Raw genomic sequence first — 20261 nt, forward strand, 5'->3', positions numbered from 1 at the left:
TTTGTTTATTTTCATGAGGATTTGTATGGCTTCAATATAATGGAATTCCATTCTTAAAAATCGTGATGTTTTCTATTTGACTATACCTTATATTTGTACTTAGAAGATGAAAAACGCGTAAAGAACCCTTTATTTACTATCAAAAATGATAAGGAGATGCCCGTTGTGCGAACATCTCCTTTTCATAATTTTAAGTGGAAGATTCTTTAAGTAAATTTTGCATATCTTCATTAAGCATACTTGTGAACTGCAAATGTTCACTTGTTAAGGGATGTGTCATATTTAAGGACACACAATGTAGTGCCTGACGGTCCATATGAAGTCGACTTCCTCCATAAAGCTCATCGCCAACAAGTGGATGACCTAACGACGACATATGGACACGAATTTGATGTGTACGTCCTGTATGCAATGTAAGCCCTATATGTGTCATCGGTTCAGCCCCTAAGTAAAAACGTTGTATTACAGTTACATCTGTATGAGCATATTGCCCATCTTCACGAACCTCTCGCTCAATAATGCTCGTTTCTTTACGCCCAATTGGTGCTACGATTGATTGGCTATCCTGATGAACATGTCCGTGGACAATTGCCTCATATTTCCTTGAAATCTCACCATTACGCTGAGCCAAGCCTGTTAAATGATGAATGTGTGCATGCTTGGCAATACAGAGTAAACCTGATGTATCTCGGTCAAGTCTCGTTATAATATGAGCAGTGGATGCTAATCCTTGCTGCTCAAAGTAGCCACAAACAAGATTGGCAATACTATTGGTTGGGTGTTCACGTGAGGGGATGGTGCTTTGGTTAGCAGGTTTATTTAACACCAAGATTGTATCATCTTCATATACTATAGCCAAATCTCCATGTTCGCTCGTGAGCCCCTCACTCTTTTCCTCAGGAGGAAATGTCACTTCTACACAATCATCAACTTGAAGGGCATATCTTACATTTCGTTCAATCCCATTGACCGTCAATAACCCTCCATTGAACTTTATAGCAGTTAGTGCTCGCTTAGATATACGCCATTCTTGTAGGGCTTCTCGTAATAATTGACCCTCTTTCTTAGCCACAAAGCGCAATGTAAATCTAGTATCCGTCTTACTCATTTGCAACGAATGATTCATGCACACGTTCCCAAAATGGGAATGGACGGAAACGTGCGAAACGTACCCTTTCATTAGCCACGTTAAATACAATTGCCTTTACATCACCCTGTGTAATTTGTAAATGGTCCACTGTCATATTAAAGTTTTGTTCATTTACTGGACGTAATACACAATGATGGTGAGCGGGTAAAATTAATGGAGAACCAACTGTCCTGAATACACGATTATTAATGGATGCGATTTCTGTAATTTGAAGTGCTGCTAAAGTTGGATGAATGATTGCCCCACCAAGCGCTTTATTGTAGGCTGTACTTCCAGAAGGAGTTGACACACAAAGACCATCTCCTCTGAAACGTTCAAATTGATTGCCATTTAGCTCAACGTCCATGACAAGTGTTACATCTGGCGATTTAACTGTTGCCTCGTTTAAAGCTAGATACGTATTCGATGCTGCATTATGATGCTCCACCTTCACTTCTAACAGTGGATATTCCACCACATTAAAATCCTTTTTAGCAATGGACAAAACTAACTTTTCTAATTCAGATGGCTTCCAGTCTGCATAAAAACCTAGATGTCCTGTATGGATGCCCACAAATGCCACTTGATCTAATAAATGAGAATATCGATGAAAGGCATGTAAAAGTGTCCCATCTCCACCAATAGAGACAACGATTTCTGGTGCTTCCTCATCATAAGTTAAGCCAAAATCCTGTAAGTAGGTTTTAGCTAGCTCCATTAGTTCATTGGATTGTGCATCTCGACGTGATTGAATCGCAAATTTCATTGTTAGTCACGCTCCTTCTCCGATAATAAATTAGGATTCGATGCTTCCTTATATTCGCTGAAATACGCCTGCGCTTCTTGAATTTCACTACGAATAGATGACATTTCCTCATCCAAGCGAAATGCTGCCTCAGCAGCACTTTGCAAGCGATTTTTTATTTCCTCTGGGAACATGCCCTTATATTTATAATTTAAAGAGTGCTCAATAGATGCCCAAAAATTCATAGCGAGTGTTCGTATTTGGATTTCGGCTAACACTACCTTTTTGCCCTGAATCGTTTCAACAGGGTATTCAACAATCATATGGTAAGAGCGATAACCACTTGGTTTATTATGTGTAATATAATCGCGTTCTTCCACTACACGCATATCTTTTCGTTGACGGATAAGCTCAGTTACTGTAGCAATATCATCCACAAATTGACACATAATTCGAAGACCGGCAATATCACCGAGTTCATCACCAAGTTGTTTAGATGGCTCAAAGGCTAACCCTTTTTCCAATGTTTTATCATATATACTTGCTAAGGGCTTCACACGTCCTGTTACAAATTCGATAGGTGAATTGGCATTAACAATACCAAATTGTGAACGCATGCCCTTTAATTTTACTTTTAGTTCATCTACTGCTTGTTTATAAGGACTTAAAAATATTTCCCATTGTCCCATCACAAAAACCTCCCGACATTCGGTATCGAACACCGTCTGTTCGTTTTGTCTTTCTATTCAGCGAGAATTGCCTTGAAGTGTTGTTCCACTGTTTGGACAAATTCTGCCCCGTAATTGTAATTTCCTTCAATATTATACACGAGCATTTCCAATTCATCGTAGAAATTAATAAGCTCGATTGCTTCATCATTTATTCGTAGTATTGGATCTTTCTTTTTTTGTAAAATATGTACAAGATTCTCCCAACTACTCGGTGGAAAACGCAAGTAATGATAGTCTTCACCTGCATCCAGTAAATAAATAAATGCAAAATCATCTGAATCTGCAATAAGTTGTCCAGCAGGTTTTAACTGTAAATTTACTTCATTGTCGTTTAAACTAAAATGAAGTTGATCTTGTTCAAAATTCGATGTTTCTATTGTGTAAATTTTACGCACGTGCGGTTCCCCTTTTCGTTGTACTCTTCCTCTTATTTTAGCACAGAGGGTAAATAGTTGCAGTGTGTAAATGTTAAATCAAGCGAAACAGCGAATGAAAAATAAAAAAATAAATAGGTGAATAAATATGACACAAGAAATTGAAATCGAGTTTAAAAATCTCCTAACTAAACATCAATACGAGCAACTGTTACAAGATTTCCACATTCATAAAAATGCTATTCATCGTCAAACAAATCATTATTTCGACACAGCTACTCAGGCTATTCGCAAGCTACAAAGTGGATTGCGTATTAGACAAATTGGTGAATATTATGAATGTACACTTAAAGAAAAAAATACTGAGCATGCCCACCTTGAAACTACAGATCAATTAACAGCGGCTCAAGCTCAGAAAATGCTGAAGGGCGAAGGCTTTTTCGCTCAAGAGGTCGCCAAAAAACTTGCCATTCATAGCATTCCTTTAGACCAATTACGTGTGTTTGGTTCGCTTACTACAGATCGTGTCGAAATTCCGTATAAAGAGGGGCTTCTTGTTTTTGACCATTCTTACTATTTGCAGTGCGACGATTATGAGGTAGAATATGAAGCAAAAGATGCCATAAAAGGGAAAGCAATCTTCGACGAATTTTTACAACAACATGGTATTCAAAAGCAAGAAACTGATAAGAAAATCGCCCGCTTCATGAAGGCTTTACAGCAGCAAAATTCATAATAGTTTAAAAAGAAAGGTGACTAACCTCTTGGATATTCAATCACTAAGATCTTTAATGGAGATTCAAGCATTACAAACACTTGGTTCGACAGATGGTTCATCTACAAACGCTTTAACAGACAATCAATCTATTTTTTCTGACATGATGAATGAATTATTGGGAGATGCTTCAACTGCTAGCAATGCCACATTATCGAGCCTACTAGGTGGAGGCACAGCAAACGCTGATATCTTCAATCAGTTGGCTAATACATCAGAAGCTACACTTGAATCATTGTTATACAAAGGTTCTAATGCTGTGTACATTCCTGATTCTGTTAAGCAGGCATTAGCAACCTCTTATGGGAATACAAAACTCGACTCCTATGTTTCTGATCATGTAATTGGCTCAACTGCCTATGCAAACTCTTTGGCAGGAGCAGATCAATATGCTGCTATTATCGAAAAAGCATCAGCTACATATGGTGTGCCTGAAAAACTTATTGCAGCCGTCATTAAGCAGGAATCCAATTTTAATCCATCCGTTGTTAGTCATGCAGGCGCGCAAGGCTTGATGCAATTAATGCCTCGCACAGCACAGTATCTAGGGGTTACGAATGCTTTTGATCCAGAACAAAATATTATGGCTGGGGCAAAGTATTTGCGTCAAATGCTAGATAAGTTTGATAATGATCCTACACTAGCATTAGCTGCCTATAATGCAGGCGCTTCTCGTGTCACAAAATATGGAGGCATTCCTCCTTTCAAAGAAACACAGAATTATGTCAAAAAAGTGATGAATTACTTCACAGTGTAATCGCATTATTCCTACTATCTATCTTTTTTCCAACAAATTTCACCCGCTGTGGTGAAATTTGTGCTTTTATAGCGAACAACAATTCGAAAGAGCTCTTTATTTGTGAAAACGAAAAGACGTTGATAGAATGAAGGTAGTCACAAGAAATTCACATTTTACTGATGACGGAGTATATAAATGGTACTTTACGATATAAAGAATTAAAGGAGCATATAACCTATGAGTCGAAAATACACTGTTCCTTATGAGGAGCTGGGGGCTGAAAAACTGGCAGGGCTTATTCATGCGTTCTATAAAAGAGTTGCTCAGCATCCTGATCTTATTCCAATCTTTCCAAAGGATTTGACAGAGACAGCCCGTAAGCAAATTCAATTTCAAACACAGTATTTAGGTGGACCTAATCTCTTTACTGAAGAACATGGACATCCAATGATGCGTGCACGTCATATGAATTTTCCAATTACACCAGACCGCGCACAGGCTTGGCTGGAATGTATGTCAGAAGCTATGGATGAAGTAGGTTTGGAAGGAAAGTTCCGTGAAACTTATTATCAACGTTTAGTATTAACAGCTCATCACATGGTTAATACGCCTAATGACGATGAGGGGGAATTGTTACGTGAATAATATTCAAATGCTACAAGAACCAACGCCAACGATTTCTACTGCCAATAAGCCTATTGAATTGTATATTTTCGTAGATCCACTTTGTCCTGAAGCTTTTAGCATGCAAGCTGTGCTCCGTAAATTACAGCTTGAATACAACCATTACTTCACTTGGCGTTTTGTTTTAAGCACTGAGCTTACTTCTTTAAACTGCTTAAGTAAGCGTGTAAAGGGCTGTATCTCAGGCATAGAGCTAGATATTAATCATCCTGTATTACCTTCTATCGCTATTAAAGCGGCCGAATTACAGGGAAAACGCGCCGGAGCACGATATTTATCGAAATTACAAGAATATGTATTACTAAGCCATCAAGATGTAAACTCCTATGCTACTCTTTTAAAAATCGCAGAGGATATTCAATTAGATATGACTGAATTCACCGTTGACTTCGGTTCAAAGGAAGCAGCACGCGCTTTCCAATGTGATTTATACATTAAACGTGAAATGGAAGTTGACGAAGTCCCTAGTATTGTATTTTTCAATGAATGTATTGAAGATGAGGGACTAAAAGTTAGTGGTAGCTATGCCTATGAAGTTTATGAACATATTTTACAAGAAATGCTCAATGAACAGCTGGTACGTCAGCCTTTACCATCAATAGAGGACTTATTTTCAAAATTCCATACACTTTCTACAAATGAAATAGCATTTATCTATTCATTAACAGAACAAGCAGCTGAACGTGAACTAAAGAAACGTATGCTGCAACAAAAGATTGAACGAATCCAGACAACTCACGCTACTTTATGGCGTCTTAAATAATAAACGTTAAGGACTTAACTAATCATTAGTTGAGTCCTTATTTTATACTATAAAAAAACAAAGAAACGCCTCTATCCTCGACCGATAGAGACGCTTCTTTTTCACAAAGGGGATGGGAGAAATGTTCACGTTCAAACAAAGGGGTGTATGTTTGTTTTGTGATTTATTTCACAAGAATTACTCTATCACGGAATAATATATTTAGCAATGAATCCAATACTAGATTCACAAATTTGTCAAATAGAAAGCGATTTCAAACAGTATTTTTCCTAGATGCACTCTTTTAAAGTATTTAGAAATCAAAAAAAATCATTATTCTTTCCTTTCAAATAAAGCTACCTATAAAAAAAATGAGGCTATAGGAATATTCCTATAGCCTCATTAATTAGTTATTCAACAATAATTTTTCTAATTCATTTAAACGATCTTCAAATACTTTACAAGCATCCTCTATTGGCTTCGCAACGTTCATATCAACACCTGCTGCCTTTAATACTTCAATTGGGAAATCCGAGCAACCTGCTTTTAAGAAGTTATTAATATAACGTTCTACAGCCGGTTTACCCTCCTCTAAAATCTGTTTACTCAATGCTGTAGCTGCTGATTTACCTGTCGCATATTGATAAACATAGTAATTATAGTAGAAGTGCGGAATGCGAGCCCACTCTAAACCAATTTCCTCATCCACAGCCATATCATCACCGAAGTACTTTTTATTAAGTTCATAATACACTTCAGTCAATCGATCAGCTGTCAAAGATTCACCGTTTTTATCCATTTGATGAATTAGATGTTCGAACTCAGCAAACATTGTTTGTCTGAAAACTGTACTTCTGAAACCATCTAACCAATGATTTAATAAATAGATTTTTTGTTGAGGGTCATCAATGGTTTTGAGTAAATAGTCATTTAATAATTCTTCATTACATGTCGAAGCAACCTCAGCCACAAAAATAGAATAATCCCCGTAAACAAATGGCTGATTATTTCTTGAATAATAACTATGAACACTATGACCAAATTCATGTGCCAACGTAAATAGATTATTCACATTATCTTGCCAATTCATTAGGATATAAGGATTTGTTCCATAGGCACCGGACGAGTATGCACCACTTCGTTTCCCTTTATTCTCTAAAACATCTACCCAACGGTTATCTAGTCCGTTTTGTACGATATTTTGATATTCCTCTCCTAATGGTGCTAAAGCCTTCACTAAAATATCCTTAGCTTCGTCGTAAGTAACCTTCATTTCTACTTCTTTTACAAGTGGTGCAAATAAATCCCACATATGCAATTCATCCACACCTAAAAGCTTCTTACGTAACGAAATATAACGCTGCATTGCAGGTAAATGCTTATGGATGGTTTCTACTAATTGATCGTAAACATTTTCAGGAATGAAATTATTAGACATCGCTGCCTCACGTGCTGAGTCATAATGGCGAATACGAGCGCTCACATTATGTTTCTTCACATTCCCTGTTAGTGTTGAAGAAAACGTGTTTTTAAACTTGCCATATGTTTCGTACATGGCTTTAAACGCCCCTTCACGAACTGAGCGATCTTTGCTCTCTAAAAACTTAATATAGTTACCATGTGTAAGTTGTACTTCTTCCCCTTCTTCATTTTTTACAAAAGGGAACTCCAAATCCGCATTATTTAACATGCTAAATGTATTAGATGCAGTGCCAGTGACCTCAGACATTTGAGCCAGTAATGCTTCCTGTTCCGCTGGTAAGACATGTGGACGTGCCATTGTAATCTCTTTTAAAGATTGCTTATATAATTGTAGGTCTTGACTTTCAGCTAAATAGCTTTCAATTGTTTCCTCATTTAATGCCAAAATTTCTGGCGTTAAAAATGATAGCCCCGCAGAAATACTAGTTGCTAATGTTTGTATACGGCTATTCATATCTTGATAAAAACTATTTGTCGTATCCTGATCGTAACGCATATGAGCATATGTGTAGAGCTTCATTGCACGTTCATAAATATGGTCGTGATACTGTAAAGCCGCTAATAATGCCTGTGCCCCATTATTTAAAGTTCCTGCAAAACTAGATGCTTTTTTAGCAAGTTCTGCAACTTCCTTAAACTCCTCTTCCCAAAGTGCGTCAGATGCAAAAATGTCCTCTAATCGCCATGTTAATTCTTTCGGTACTTCATTTCTTACCAAAATTTGATTACTGTTACTAGCCATGTGCATGCCAGCCCCCTTTATATGTGCTTTTTTCCCTATACTCTCATATTTTCTCAGTATATTGCGGCAATTGCAAATAATTGTGCGTACACTTGCTCACAAATATCCTGTAGTTTCTGATCTTGTTTTATTCCTTTCAATATTCGGCTATATTGTTGAACAGCCTTTACTGCCTGTCCTGTATACTTTAAGTGATATTGAATTAGAAAATCTTGTATATGGTGTTTTTTTAGATCATAAGGCTCTAAACCTAACTGTTGACTAAAAAACCACAGCATAGTTTGCCATTCACTCGCAAATAACGAGATGGCTGTCCCTTCTTTTACGGGAATACCGATATAAGAGGGCAGTGCCGAAATAGAAAAATTCATCTCATAACAACTTCGTAAAAATGAATCATGTACGCCCTGCTTACTTTGTAGGAGGCGCCTATTTGCAAATTGCTGGCAAGCACGTTTATATAGCTGCCAATACTGTTGAAATTCTTCTAAGGAAATACAAGTTGGTATATAAAATGGAAAGCGTTGTTGTTTTATTGAGATTTTTTGTACTTTACCTATAAAAGTATGCCCATGGACATGGAGGAGATTCGTCCAATAAACAAATTGTGCAGTTTTGGCATTAAAGGTCATTAAATAAGGAAGGCCTGTTGAAGTGGTCATAAATGACTTTTGTAGTAATGGGGAAATGCTTATTTTTCTAATACCAGTGATTGCTTCGTTCCTTTGAGGAGTTAGAAAGAGCCAAATTGGTTGTATGTTATTTGTTTCATAGCCTATTGTCCGTTTTTGCCATTTATCATGAGTAATGGGGCTACATTGAAATTCCAGTGCGAAGTTGTTATTGTCAAAAGCAACAAGTAAATCTGGACGCTGAGAAAGCTCTGTTAAATAGGGCTCCAGCTCCACTTTAAGCCTAAGCTTTTGTAGCCATTCAAACAATTGAATTTTACCTTGTAAATGAAGTTTTGATTCACCTTCTGCAAAGAACTTTGAACATTGATTTTGCGTATGATGTGCAAAATGTGGGATAGTATAGGAACCAATTTTTAAATGAACTGGTTCTAGACATTGAGGACAAAAAAATGTCATCTGGCGCCTATATTTCTGCAATGCTTCTCTCGTATATTGATATGGGTGAAAAAGCTGCTGAAGATGGTTATAGGCAATCAACATATAATCAGCTCCTTTTAGCCCAACTATAGTAAACATTATTAGCTATCACAAAATAAAAGCTGCTTTTTCTTGAAATTTATAAAATGCTACTATTGAACATTTCGTATAAAAAAACTGTAGTGAATCTCGATAAATTTACCGAGTCTCACTACAGTCTAAAAAATCAAGTAAACAAATGCTTAAGCAAAGTATTTTCGAACTGTCTCAAAGCAATTAAATTCCATAATTTTTTCGCCGTACTCCTCTAAACGATGAATCGTAAAATTAGATGGCGTTAAAAATTCTTTGATGACTGCATTTCGATCGTGACGGTTTAACTCTTCATCTGCATTACCAAAATCAACCACTAAATAGTACCAATTTTCATATTTAAATAATGAGGAATCCACTAATTCGTCTGTCATTCGCTTTGCAACAGGGATTAACTCATCAATATCTTTAAATTTATATACATAAATGTCTGTATCCATAAATAATTCTGATTCATCCATGTCACCAAATTGAGTTAGTTGGCTAAGAAGATCATCCCCAACTTCATCGAATGGTGCAAACATCTCTTTGTGTTCATCAAAATTCGAATGACCATCTAATGTTTCACCGTCTTTTAAGATATGTGCACGTGTGACAATGATTTCTAAGCCTACTTCAGATGCATTGATATGAATCCAAATCGGACCTTCTACATCAAAATAATCCTCCGTATTTACTTCATCAATCATATCCCAAAAAAGCTGTTCACCCTTTGCTCGATTGTACCAGATTTCTTCACGACTATAGCCGCGATCCTCTATATCATTGTACGTAATAAAGAGCTTAAGTGTATTTTCATTTACACGTTCGATGTCCACTAGACCTCATCTCCCTTCACTGTCATATGTCGAAAAACAGTTTTGTTTCATTAGTATGCTTTTATTCTTTTTTTTTAACCTTCATACTGCATTTGTTTTTCAACCTTTGACCACACCAGTAAAACCACACGAGGAACTGCAAACATTAAAATTTTTTATTCACAGTTGTCTCTAACACTATTGTATGCTGTTCTGTCATAAAATGAAAAGGATATACACCGTTTCACAGAAGATATTTGAATTATTGAAATTGTAGTAAACTATTTAACTTAAATCAAGTTTAACATACTTTAACGGAAATATATGACTTTCCACTATTAATTATTATACTTTATATAGAAGGTTTTACATAAGTAAAACATAAAAAAATAGATGTCACAATATGCATCTCACAGCTGTAACATCTACTACTTATTTTATTCAGAATAGATAAAATTAATTCACCATTCTTTGTGCTTCTTGCAACTGATATGCGCGAACTTTTCGAGGTAAAAAACGGCGAATTTCATCTTCGTTATAGCCAACTTGTAGACGTTTTTCATCTAGAATAATTGGTCGGCGCAATAAACCAGGATATTCCTGAATTAATTCATATAAACGTTGTAAAGGTAAACTTTCCACATCTACATTTAATTTTTGGAATATTTTAGAACGCGTAGAAATAATTTCATCTGTGCCGTCTTCCGTCATACGTAAGATTTTTTTAATTTCACTAATACTTAGTGGTTCAGAAAATATATTACGTTCTGTATAGGGAATTTCGTGCTCCTCAAGCCATGCTTTCGCTTTACGGCAAGAGGTACAACTTGGTGATGTAAATAGAGTTACGATCATTCCTTCTGACACATCCTTTCATTTTGTAATCATATCTATAAACCAGTGTGTTAAATTAGAATTAATGTAATGTAAAATACACAGTACCATTATACAGTACTCTGCTGTTTTTGAATATAGTTCCAATAAAAAAAAGAATGGGTGTCTCGCTAAATTTTCTGTCTTTTTATATACCTTTTAAATGTATATACTTTTTTCACAACATTCCGAACTACTACTACTATTCCCACTTTACATGCATTTTAAACATCTTTTTATGACTCTCAGCTGTTCTCATTTAACTAAAGTAAACGAGAAAATTGTCAATTTGACGTGTACACCACAAGTTAATTTTAATAAAAAAGTTTAATTTTATAACAAAATTACACAACAAAAAAAGCATATAATTTTTTCTCAAAAAAAAACACCGCCAAAAGTCTGACTTTACACAATGAAATCTTTATACTATAATTCAATGCAATAAAATCAATTTGAACTTAAATTGAGAAAAACGCTGACGAAGAGTAGTACATATGCTACGTACACGTTTAGAGAGTCTGTGGCTGGTGAAAACAGATCGTGGGGCATATGGAATGGACTTCCGAGTTAGCTTTGTGAACGTTTTAGGTATGTAAACTACTAGCAAAGCTCGTCCCTTCACGTTACGAAGCTGAGTGGCCGTTAAGGCAAGCTGGGTGGTACCGCGGATTCAAACATCATTCGTCCCTTCATTAGAAAAAGTCTAATGAGGACGCGTGATGTTTTTTATTTGAATTCGAGGAGGAAATTTTCATGACAACAATCTTTTCAGGTGTTCAGCCTACAGGAATTGTAACTTTAGGTAACTATTTAGGAGCCTTCAAGCAATTCCCTGCCCTTCAAGATGAAGGGGATGCTATTTATTGCATCGTCGATCAACATGCTATTACAGTCGCTCAAGATCCAAAAGAATTACGAGAAAGCATTCGTAAACTAGCTGCTACTTATATTGCGACTGGCATCGATCCTAAAAAATCTACATTATTTATTCAATCAGAGGTGCCTGCACATGCTCAGGCAGGATGGATGTTACAATGTGTTGCATCTATCGGAGAGCTTGAACGTATGACACAATTTAAAGATAAATCTCATGGTAAAGAAAGCGTCTCTGCTGCCCTTTTAACATATCCACCATTGATGGCTGCAGACATTCTACTTTACAACACAAATATTGTCCCAGTTGGTGATGATCAGAAACAACATATCGAGTTAACACGTGATCTGGCAGAACGCTTTAATAAACGTTATGGCAACGTTTTAACAATTCCAGAGATTCAATTACCAAAAGCTGGTGCTCGTATAAAATCCCTACAAGAACCAACAAAGAAAATGAGCAAATCTGATCCAAATACAAAGGCGACAATTAGGTTGCTAGATACGGCTAAGGATATTGAGAAAAAAATAAAATCAGCTGTTACTGATTCTGACGGTATCGTAGCATTTGATGTTGAAAATAAACCAGGCGTTTCAAACTTATTAACAATTGAATCGGCTATTTCAGGTATATCTATTGCTGACTTAGTAAAAAAATATGAAGGCATTGGTTATGGCGGCTTCAAGCAAGGCGTAGCTACTGCAGTAATCGACCACCTGACGCCAATTCAAGAAAAGTTCTATCATTTAGTAGAATCCTCTGAATTAGACGTCATCCTTGATGAAGGTGCTGAAAAAGCAAATGCAATTGCCAGTGCCACATTAAAACGTATGGAAGAGGCAATGGGTCTCGGTCGTGCACGTCGCTAATCATTTATAGTCTATCTGACGTTCGATCAAAGCCTATATCAAGAACGACAGCGCATATGATGATACATGCTCCAACCGCCATATAAAATTCTGTTGTTTGAAAAATAAATTTAAATACAACTTTCCAAGAATAGCCTAGCGTACGGTAATTTAAATACAATATGAGATTCCCTACAGAGAGGATCATGAGACCATAGCTTACTAAAAATAAAAAGAGACGGAACAAAGTAACGGCATCCTTTCTATTTCTTCTTACTTATCATTTATTCACAAAACTATAAAAAAAGACGTCAGCCAATTAAATTTGGCTGACGTTTTTTGAGTTTAGTTGTACTATTTATGCTTCATATTTTTTAAATAGAAGACTTGCATTGTGACCACCAAAACCAAGAGAATTACTCATTGCATATTGAATATTTGCTTCTCTCGCTTCATTTGGAACATAATCTAAATCACAATCTGGATCTGGATCTGTTAAATTAATTGTTGGTGGTAATATACCTTCTTTAAGTGCAAGAGCAGTAAAAATAGCTTCTACGCCCCCTGCTGCCCCTAATAAGTGTCCTGTCATAGACTTTGTAGAACTCATAGCTAGGTTATAAGCATGGTCACCGAAAGCAGTTTTAACCGCTTGCGTTTCGAATAAGTCATTATATGGTGTACTCGTGCCGTGTGCATTAATATAATCAACTTGTGATGGCTCTACACCAGCATCTGTCAATGCTTGCATCATTGCACGTGCCGCACCTTCACCCTCTGGAGCTGGAGCAGTAATATGATGAGCATCTCCCGTTGCACCATAGCCTAGAATTTCGGCATAAATTTTAGCGCCACGAGCTTTTGCATGTTCGTATTCTTCTAAAATGACAATACCAGCGCCTTCTCCAATAATAAATCCATCACGGTTTTTATCAAATGGACGGCATGCTTCTTGCGGATTTTGATTTAAAGATAGTGCAGTATTGGCACAGAAACCTGCCACAGCCATCGTTACGATTGGTGATTCCGCACCACCTGAAATCATGACATCTGCATCTCCACGTTCAATGACTTTAAAAGCATCTCCAATTGAATTTGTTCCAGAAGCACATGCTGTTACAGAACAAGAGTTAATACCTTTTGCGCCAAAATGAATCGACACTTGACCTGAAGCCATATCTGGAATCATCATTGGAATGAAGAATGGGCTAACTCGTCTTGCCCCGCGCTCTTGGAATGTTAAAAACTGTTGCTCATAAGTTTCCATTCCACCAATGCCTGAACCAATCCAAACACCAGCACGTGGAGCTAGCTCCTCATCAATTGTTAGCTGTGCATCTTCCATAGCCATGATTGAAGCAGCTAATGCATAATGTGTAAAGCGGTCCATCTTTCGAGCTTCTTTACGATCAATATATTTTTCAATATCAAATTCTTTCACTTCTGCTGCAATTTTCGCTGCAAAAAGATCTTTATTTAAACGTGTTAGCTCACCAATGCCAGATTTACCAGCTTTAATGTTCGCCCATGTTTCTTCGATGCTATTTCCTAGTGGTGTAACTGCGCCAATTCCTGTAATTACTACTCGTCTTTTACTCATTGTCTTACTCCCCTCAAGCATTTTTCCTACTTATTTTCCCCATCTCATGGCAACGGCACCCCATGTTAAGCCGCCTCCAAAACCAACAAGGACTAATAAATCATCCTCTTTAATTTTACCTGCTTCAAGCTCATCTACCAAGGAAATACCAATCGAAGCTGCAGAAGTATTTCCGTATTTATGAATCGTTTTTGACATTTTTTCTGGTGGTAGCTCTAATCGCTCACGAGCTGATTCCATAATCCGTATATTTGCTTGGTGTGGCACTAAAAAATCTACGTCTTCTTTTGTTAATCCTGCTTTATCTATTACATTGACAGCTGATTCACCCATTTGACGCACAGCAAATTTAAACACTTCACGACCATTCATGGCAATTGTGTCTTGTTTTGTTAAATAAAGATTTTTACCGCCCGTGCCATCTGCACCAAGCTCGAATGATAAAATACCTCTGCCATTAGAAACTGGACCTACAACGGCTGCGCTCGCGCCATCACCGAATAATACAGCTGTATTTCGATCGTTCCAATCAATAACCTTTGACAGCTTTTCAACACCTACTACTAAGACATATTTATAAGTGTTTGCCTCTACAAAATGTTTAGCTGTCACTAAACTATATATAAATCCTGCACATGCTGCTGCTTGATCCATCGCCGCAGCATTTACTGCTCCGAGTTGTTCCTGAACCATACATGCTACACTTGGGAAAGTTTGATCTTGTGTGACAGTTGCTACAAGTATTAATCCAATTTCTTCAGGCGTAATACCCGCTTTTTTAATAGCTTCTTTAGCAGCGGCTACTGCTAAATCTGAAGTTTCCTGATCATCTGCCGCAAAATGACGTTCTTCAATGCCTGTTCGCGTACGAATCCACTCATCCGAAGTATCCATTATTTTTTCTAAATCAAAATTTGTCACGACTTTCTCAGGAACGTATTTGCCTATTCCTAAAATACCAGCGTTCATATAGCAACCCCTCAGCTTTCTTACTATCAATTATTAGTAACTGGTCATAATTATAACGCATAGTAAAGGACAGACGCAAGTTCATTTAAAATTAATGTGTTGAGAGCACGGCATTTCTTTATTATCGAAAGGGAGCTTTCAGCTTTTGAAGGTATTCTTATTACTTCTCTCATATGGTATGAAGTCTATAGCGGTTCTATTTTTTTGTAAACAACCTATAACAAAATAAATGCCCTCACAAAACCAAGATAATTATTAAATGCAAAACCTTGTATTTGTTGTGACAAATTCGCCATGTTTCACATAAAAGATTCATTTTTTTTCGATTTATGTTATGATATGATAATGAATATGAGTAAAAACTTATGATGAAAAAAGTTCGGTTGAGGTGAAATTAATGCAATATATCGTAACGTTCGTATGGTCATTCCTACTAGTTTCTATGTTAAACTATGTAGTCAGCTCTGTACTTGGTGCACCATTTGATTTTAAGACAGGGGCAATCGTTTCAGTTGTATTCTCCATCTTAATTTTTATTATTGGAGCAATTATTCCAAACGATCCTACACCAGAAGCTGCAGACCATCATTAATTCAGCTAGAAAAAACCTGTTCCGCATTATGCGAAACAGGTTTTTTCTGTTATTTTTCCACTATACAATGGCCATCATGCATTTTTACATGCAATGTTTCTCCAGGCAATACCTCACCCCGTAGTAGTTCCTTAGCCACAGCTGTTTCGATATGTCTTTGTACGAAGCGCTTTAGTGGTCTTGCACCAAATTGGGCATCTGCTCCTTGTTGGACAACCCAATCGATAACTTCTTGGTCAATAGCTAATGTAATTTCTTGTTCTGCCACTCGTTTCCTTAACTGCTCCACATACTTCCAAGCAATAGCTGTAAAATGTTTATTTGATAACGCATGGAACAAGATAATGTCATCCATACGGTTTAATAACTCTGGTTTAAAATGCTGTCTGAGAGCAGCCATAACCAAGTCTTCAACAGCTGGATCGTCATCTTTTGCCTCCATTAAATAACTAGAGCCGATATTCGATGTTAGAATCACTACTGTATTTGTAAAATTGACCATACGTCCTTGACTATCTGTAATTCGGCCGTCATCTAAAATTTGCAATAAAATATTAGCCACATCGGGATGTGCTTTTTCAATTTCATCTAGTAAAACAACAGAATAAGGGTTACGACGCACAGCCTCTGTGAGTTGACCTCCTTCTTCATAACCAATATAACCCGGAGGAGCTCCAACTAATCGAGACACGCTATGCTTCTCCATATATTCGCTCATATCAATTCGAATGAAATGATCTTCTGAATCAAATAATTGAGCAGCTAGGGCCTTAGCAAGCTCTGTTTTACCAACACCTGTTGGGCCTAAGAATAAAAAGCTACCAATTGGACGATGCGGATCTTTAATGCCTGCACGAGCACGCCATACAGCCTCTGTTACTAATTGAACTGCTGTATCTTGACCAACTACACGTTCATGTAAGGTTTCCTTTAAACGCAATAGTTTTTCTCGCTCGCCCTCCACTAGTTTTGTCACAGGAATACCCGTCCAGCGAGAAACAATTGCGGCGATTTCGTCAGCTGTCACTTCTTCACGTAAAATACGAGACTCTGCACCGCTTTCTAATTCTTTTTCGAGTTCCTGAATGTCTTTTTCAAGTGTTGGTATTTTACCATGACGTAATTCAGCAGCTTTATTTAAATCATATTTACTTTCTGCCTCCTCTAAATCACGACGGTATTTATCTAATGTCTCCCGTTTTTTCTGAATTTCATGTAGTTTTTCCTTTTCTGCTTCCCATTGCTGCCTCATCCCCTCAGAAGACTCTTTCAACTTTGTCAATTCTTCTCGTAATTGCTCAAGACGTTTTTTACTTGCTTCGTCCTTTTCCTTCCGTAACGCTTGTTCTTCAATCTCTAGTTGCATAATACGACGAGTCACTGCATCTAGTTCCTGTGGCATTGAATCAATTTCAGTACGAATCATTGCACATGCCTCATCAATTAAATCAATCGCTTTATCTGGTAAAAATCGCTCTGTAATATAACGATTGGAGAGCTCTGCTGCAGCCACAATCGCGCGGTCATGAATACGTACTGCATGATGTAATTCAAAGCGTTCTTTTAAGCCTCGTAAAATAGACACAGTATCCTCAATAGAAGGCTCACGTACAAGAACTTGTTGGAACCGGCGTTCTAAGGCAGGGTCTTTTTCAATATACAGACGATATTCATCTAATGTAGTCGCACCGATACAGTGTAATTCGCCTCGAGCAAGCATGGGCTTTAACATATTTCCTGCATCCATAGCACCATCCGTTTTGCCTGCGCCTACAATTGTATGAATTTCATCAATAAATAAAATGATTTGCCCTTCTGAATCTTTAACTTCTTTTAATACGCCTTTTAAACGCTCTTCGAATTGGCCACGGTAGCTTGCACCTGCTATTAAAGCACTCATATCCAGCTCGTATAGCACGCACTCTTTCAAGCCCTCTGGTACATCACCCTTCACAATACGTTGAGCCAAACCTTCTGCAATCGCTGTTTTACCAACTCCTGGCTCACCAATTAATACAGGATTATTTTTTGTTTTACGCGTTAATATACGAATGACATTTCGAATTTCCTCATCGCGCCCAATAACGGGGTCCATTTTGCCATTTTTAACTTCTTCTATTAAGTTACGTCCAAATTGCTCTAATGGCTTTTGATTATCAGTTTGTTGAAATTGCATAATTAGCACTCCTTTACTTTACTATTTCGCATAATCTTTATACCCATTCTGGTTCTTTTTAAAAGTTTGACCTTATTTGACTAACTTTATTTTACATCACTCGACAATTCTTATGCAAAGAAATAGCACTAAATTTTTACACTTATAAATAAACATTTACGTTATAATAATGGTATGTTTCTATGTTTAAGTATCGAAAAATCCACTGTCCTTTTGTAATAATCGCCATTTATTACAAAAAGAAAGCGATGTGTTGGAGATATGGTTTCAAAGGATAATATGTTAGAAAAAATTATGGACCTTTTTCAAAAGCATGGTGTTTTTATCAAAGTAAATAAAGGGAATAAAATTTTTCTAGAAGGTGAACGGTCAAAGGAAATTTACTATATTAAGTCGGGTGTTGTATCGATTAGTCAAGAAACCGAAACTGGGAAGGAATTGACGATTCGAATATGTGGTCCTGATAGTATCATTGGAGAGGGTTCATTATTTTGTAACCTTGTCTATAATTCCATGACTGCAAAAGTTTTAGAATCTGCTACGCTATATGTTTTAAGTCGGCAGTCATTAGAACATTTACTGGAAGAACAGCCTACGATTATGGTGGAATATATGAAGTGGCTACAAACAGAAAATTTAAAGCATCAGAGTCGTTTGCGTGATTTAGTGTTAAACGGAAAAAAGGGTGCCTTGTTTTCAACGCTCATTCGTCTATCTAATACGTATGGTAAGCTTTTAGAGGATGGTTCCATTTTTATTGAGTTTCAACTAACAAATACGGAAATTGCAAATTTGTGTGCGACTAGTCGTGAAATGATTAATCGCATGTTGAATGATTTAAAAAAACATGACATTTTGACTTTTGACAAAGGCTTTATTACTATTCATGATTTACAATTTTTAAAAAATGAGATTGCCTGCGAAAATTGTCCATTACAAGTATGCCGTATCGATTAATTCGTTACATGCTAAATCCCTGCTTATTAAAAATAAGCAGGGATTTTTAATAGACACTATTAGCGTACACCCAATGCCATTTTGGCATAGCGTGACATTTTGTCTTTTGACCAAGGTGGATTCCATACAATATTTACATTTGTACTTTTCACTTCTGGAAGCTCGTTTAATGCTGTATTCACTTGATCCACAATCACTGGGCCAAGTGGACAGCCCATCGATGTTAACGTCATTGTAACCGTTGCTACACCTTCATCATCTAAATCTACATCATATACTAAACCTAAGTTGACGATATCAATTCCAAGCTCAGGGTCAATTACATTTTCTAATGCACCTAACATGCTATCTTTCATATCCTGATCCATTCCCATTTCTCCTTCCATCATAGTGTTAACCTTATCATAGCAGATGCATCATATTATGCCAAATGCTCTGCAAGCCACTCTGTTGCTGCCAACATTCCATCACGTGGTACAACATGTCCAGCCTTTTTATTCACCATGAATGTTAAATTTTCAGGGTTTGCTTGATAGTATTCCCGTAATGTTTCATAAAATTTATATGTTTCATGGAAAGGGACGGTTTTATCTAATTCACCGTGCCAAAAGAATATCGGGCGTCCCGCAAATTTTTCAGGAGTTAGACTAACATCATAGTTAGCTAGGACCTCATTAATTTTTTGAACATCATTCTCTGTCATGGGCCAATTGACACCACTTTTTATGAATTGCTGTAATTGGTATTCACCCAACTTTATAAAACCAGGCGCACCCATACATATTGCAGCCGTTTGAATCCAATCATAAAGCTTAAGGCAGCCTGATGTCACAATACCACCCATGGACGTACCTGCTAGGCCAACTTTATGATTAGCTAATAAATTTTTATTCTTTAATTCATTATATAATTGTTCCACTTCATGAATAGAATTTATAACAATGTCCCAAAATTTCAAGTTCATTTGCATCTCTGTTAGGCCTTCGTTACGATCACCATGAAATTTTGCATCTGGTAATAGGACACGCACCCCTTTATGCACCAATTGATATGCATAGTGTAAGTTATGTTCTTTTGCACTCATAAAGCCGTGTAAAAAGATCACTACCGGTGTTTCTTCATTCATATTGTCTGAATGTATATGTAATAAAGGAATATTTCCCCACATTTCTTTTTCTACAAACATTCTTGTCACTCCCAACTCTTGTCTCATCTTTATGTTAGCAA

The 20261-nt window shown here is 36.9% G+C and carries 21 protein-coding genes and 1 other annotated feature; of the genes, 7 read left to right on the forward strand and 14 right to left on the reverse strand.

Annotated elements, in window-relative coordinates; genetic code table 11:
* Window positions 1–190: 190 nt before the first annotated feature.
* From AC3CH7_RS06590 to AC3CH7_RS06605, 4 genes are read right to left on the reverse strand one after another with little or no spacing between them, the layout of a single operon-like run.
* Window positions 191–1126: an RluA family pseudouridine synthase gene (locus AC3CH7_RS06590; protein WP_031418765.1), complete on the reverse strand. Its 936-nt coding sequence runs from the start codon at window positions 1124–1126 to the stop codon at window positions 191–193.
* The gene (locus AC3CH7_RS06595) at window positions 1101–1895 is read right to left on the reverse strand and encodes an NAD kinase (protein WP_031418763.1); all 795 of its coding nucleotides are present in this window, start codon (window positions 1893–1895) and stop codon (window positions 1101–1103) included. The genes AC3CH7_RS06590 and AC3CH7_RS06595 overlap by 26 nt, the downstream gene beginning before the upstream one ends.
* Before the next feature lie 2 nt (window positions 1896–1897).
* Complete coding sequence (gene yjbM / locus AC3CH7_RS06600) at window positions 1898–2563, reverse strand: GTP diphosphokinase (protein WP_012292963.1); 666 nt, start codon at window positions 2561–2563, stop codon at window positions 1898–1900.
* A gap of 53 nt (window positions 2564–2616) precedes the next feature.
* The gene (locus AC3CH7_RS06605) at window positions 2617–3000 is read right to left on the reverse strand and encodes a UPF0738 family protein (protein WP_012292962.1); all 384 of its coding nucleotides are present in this window, start codon (window positions 2998–3000) and stop codon (window positions 2617–2619) included.
* Between the two features lie 127 nt (window positions 3001–3127).
* Between AC3CH7_RS06605 and AC3CH7_RS06610 the strand changes: the two genes are divergently transcribed.
* The 4 genes from AC3CH7_RS06610 (at window position 3128) to AC3CH7_RS06625 (ending at window position 5940) form a co-directional block, all read left to right on the forward strand.
* Window positions 3128–3715, forward strand: a complete 588-nt coding sequence (locus tag AC3CH7_RS06610) for a CYTH domain-containing protein (RefSeq protein ID WP_012292961.1) — start codon at window positions 3128–3130, stop codon at window positions 3713–3715.
* A 28-nt stretch (window positions 3716–3743) separates the two neighbouring features.
* On the forward strand, window positions 3744–4511 hold the full coding sequence (locus AC3CH7_RS06615) for a lytic transglycosylase domain-containing protein (protein WP_031418761.1): 768 nt from the start codon (window positions 3744–3746) through the stop codon (window positions 4509–4511).
* A 219-nt stretch (window positions 4512–4730) separates the two neighbouring features.
* Entirely contained in the window at window positions 4731–5138 is a 408-nt protein-coding gene (locus tag AC3CH7_RS06620; RefSeq protein ID WP_488381625.1) for a globin domain-containing protein, read from the forward strand.
* Complete coding sequence (locus AC3CH7_RS06625; RefSeq protein ID WP_012292958.1) at window positions 5131–5940, forward strand: DsbA family protein; 810 nt, start codon at window positions 5131–5133, stop codon at window positions 5938–5940. Before AC3CH7_RS06620 ends, AC3CH7_RS06625 begins: the two co-directional genes overlap by 8 nt.
* Before the next feature lie 385 nt (window positions 5941–6325).
* On the opposite strand, the gene pepF is transcribed toward AC3CH7_RS06625, so the two are convergent.
* The 4 genes from pepF to spxA form a co-directional block, all read right to left on the reverse strand.
* Window positions 6326–8143 carry an oligoendopeptidase F gene (pepF, locus tag AC3CH7_RS06630; RefSeq protein WP_012292957.1) on the reverse strand — a complete coding sequence of 606 codons (1818 nt, stop codon included), beginning with the start codon at window positions 8141–8143 and terminating at the stop codon, window positions 6326–6328.
* Window positions 8144–8196: 53 nt separating this feature from the next.
* Window positions 8197–9318, reverse strand: coding sequence for a competence protein CoiA (locus AC3CH7_RS06635; protein ID WP_281486725.1), 1122 nt, complete (start codon window positions 9316–9318; stop codon window positions 8197–8199).
* A gap of 179 nt (window positions 9319–9497) precedes the next feature.
* Window positions 9498–10166: an adaptor protein MecA gene (mecA, locus tag AC3CH7_RS06640; protein WP_008181512.1), complete on the reverse strand. Its 669-nt coding sequence runs from the start codon at window positions 10164–10166 to the stop codon at window positions 9498–9500.
* A 435-nt stretch (window positions 10167–10601) separates the two neighbouring features.
* Window positions 10602–10997: a transcriptional regulator SpxA gene (gene spxA / locus AC3CH7_RS06645; protein ID WP_025116803.1), complete on the reverse strand. Its 396-nt coding sequence runs from the start codon at window positions 10995–10997 to the stop codon at window positions 10602–10604.
* Window positions 10998–11484: 487 nt separating this feature from the next.
* Window positions 11485–11710 (forward strand) — a binding site (T-box leader).
* A 61-nt stretch (window positions 11711–11771) separates the two neighbouring features.
* Between spxA and trpS the strand changes: the two genes are divergently transcribed.
* Window positions 11772–12761 carry a tryptophan--tRNA ligase gene (gene trpS, locus AC3CH7_RS06650; RefSeq protein WP_012292953.1) on the forward strand — a complete coding sequence of 330 codons (990 nt, stop codon included), beginning with the start codon at window positions 11772–11774 and terminating at the stop codon, window positions 12759–12761.
* A 4-nt stretch (window positions 12762–12765) separates the two neighbouring features.
* On the opposite strand, the gene AC3CH7_RS06655 is transcribed toward trpS, so the two are convergent.
* From AC3CH7_RS06655 to AC3CH7_RS06665, 3 genes are all read right to left on the reverse strand, one after another.
* Window positions 12766–12987: a YuzI family membrane protein gene (locus tag AC3CH7_RS06655; protein ID WP_031418754.1), complete on the reverse strand. Its 222-nt coding sequence runs from the start codon at window positions 12985–12987 to the stop codon at window positions 12766–12768.
* A gap of 111 nt (window positions 12988–13098) precedes the next feature.
* Entirely contained in the window at window positions 13099–14340 is a 1242-nt protein-coding gene (fabF, locus tag AC3CH7_RS06660; RefSeq protein ID WP_031418753.1) for a beta-ketoacyl-ACP synthase II, read from the reverse strand.
* 30 nt (window positions 14341–14370) lie between these two features.
* On the reverse strand, window positions 14371–15309 hold the full coding sequence (locus AC3CH7_RS06665) for a beta-ketoacyl-ACP synthase III (RefSeq protein ID WP_012292951.1): 939 nt from the start codon (window positions 15307–15309) through the stop codon (window positions 14371–14373).
* Between the two features lie 397 nt (window positions 15310–15706).
* Between AC3CH7_RS06665 and AC3CH7_RS06670 the strand changes: the two genes are divergently transcribed.
* Window positions 15707–15901, forward strand: a complete 195-nt coding sequence (locus tag AC3CH7_RS06670; RefSeq protein WP_025116798.1) for a YjzD family protein — start codon at window positions 15707–15709, stop codon at window positions 15899–15901.
* Between the two features lie 49 nt (window positions 15902–15950).
* On the opposite strand, the gene AC3CH7_RS06675 is transcribed toward AC3CH7_RS06670, so the two are convergent.
* Window positions 15951–18077 carry an ATP-dependent Clp protease ATP-binding subunit gene (locus AC3CH7_RS06675; RefSeq protein ID WP_099805002.1) on the reverse strand — a complete coding sequence of 709 codons (2127 nt, stop codon included), beginning with the start codon at window positions 18075–18077 and terminating at the stop codon, window positions 15951–15953.
* Window positions 18078–18338: 261 nt separating this feature from the next.
* Here AC3CH7_RS06675 and AC3CH7_RS06680 point away from each other — a divergent pair, with 261 nt between their 5' ends.
* Window positions 18339–19034 (forward strand): Crp/Fnr family transcriptional regulator, encoded by a 696-nt coding sequence (locus AC3CH7_RS06680; RefSeq protein WP_012292949.1) that lies wholly within the window; start codon window positions 18339–18341, stop codon window positions 19032–19034.
* 59 nt (window positions 19035–19093) lie between these two features.
* Here the strand turns inward: AC3CH7_RS06680 and AC3CH7_RS06685 are convergent, their stop codons facing one another.
* Entirely contained in the window at window positions 19094–19402 is a 309-nt protein-coding gene (locus tag AC3CH7_RS06685; RefSeq protein ID WP_025116795.1) for a metal-sulfur cluster assembly factor, read from the reverse strand.
* A gap of 53 nt (window positions 19403–19455) precedes the next feature.
* A complete protein-coding gene (locus AC3CH7_RS06690) occupies window positions 19456–20220 on the reverse strand; it encodes a prolyl oligopeptidase family serine peptidase (protein WP_031418750.1) in 765 nt (254 codons plus the stop codon).
* Window positions 20221–20261 lie beyond the last annotated feature (41 nt).

It is taken from the genome of Lysinibacillus sp. F12, assembly GCF_057773605.1.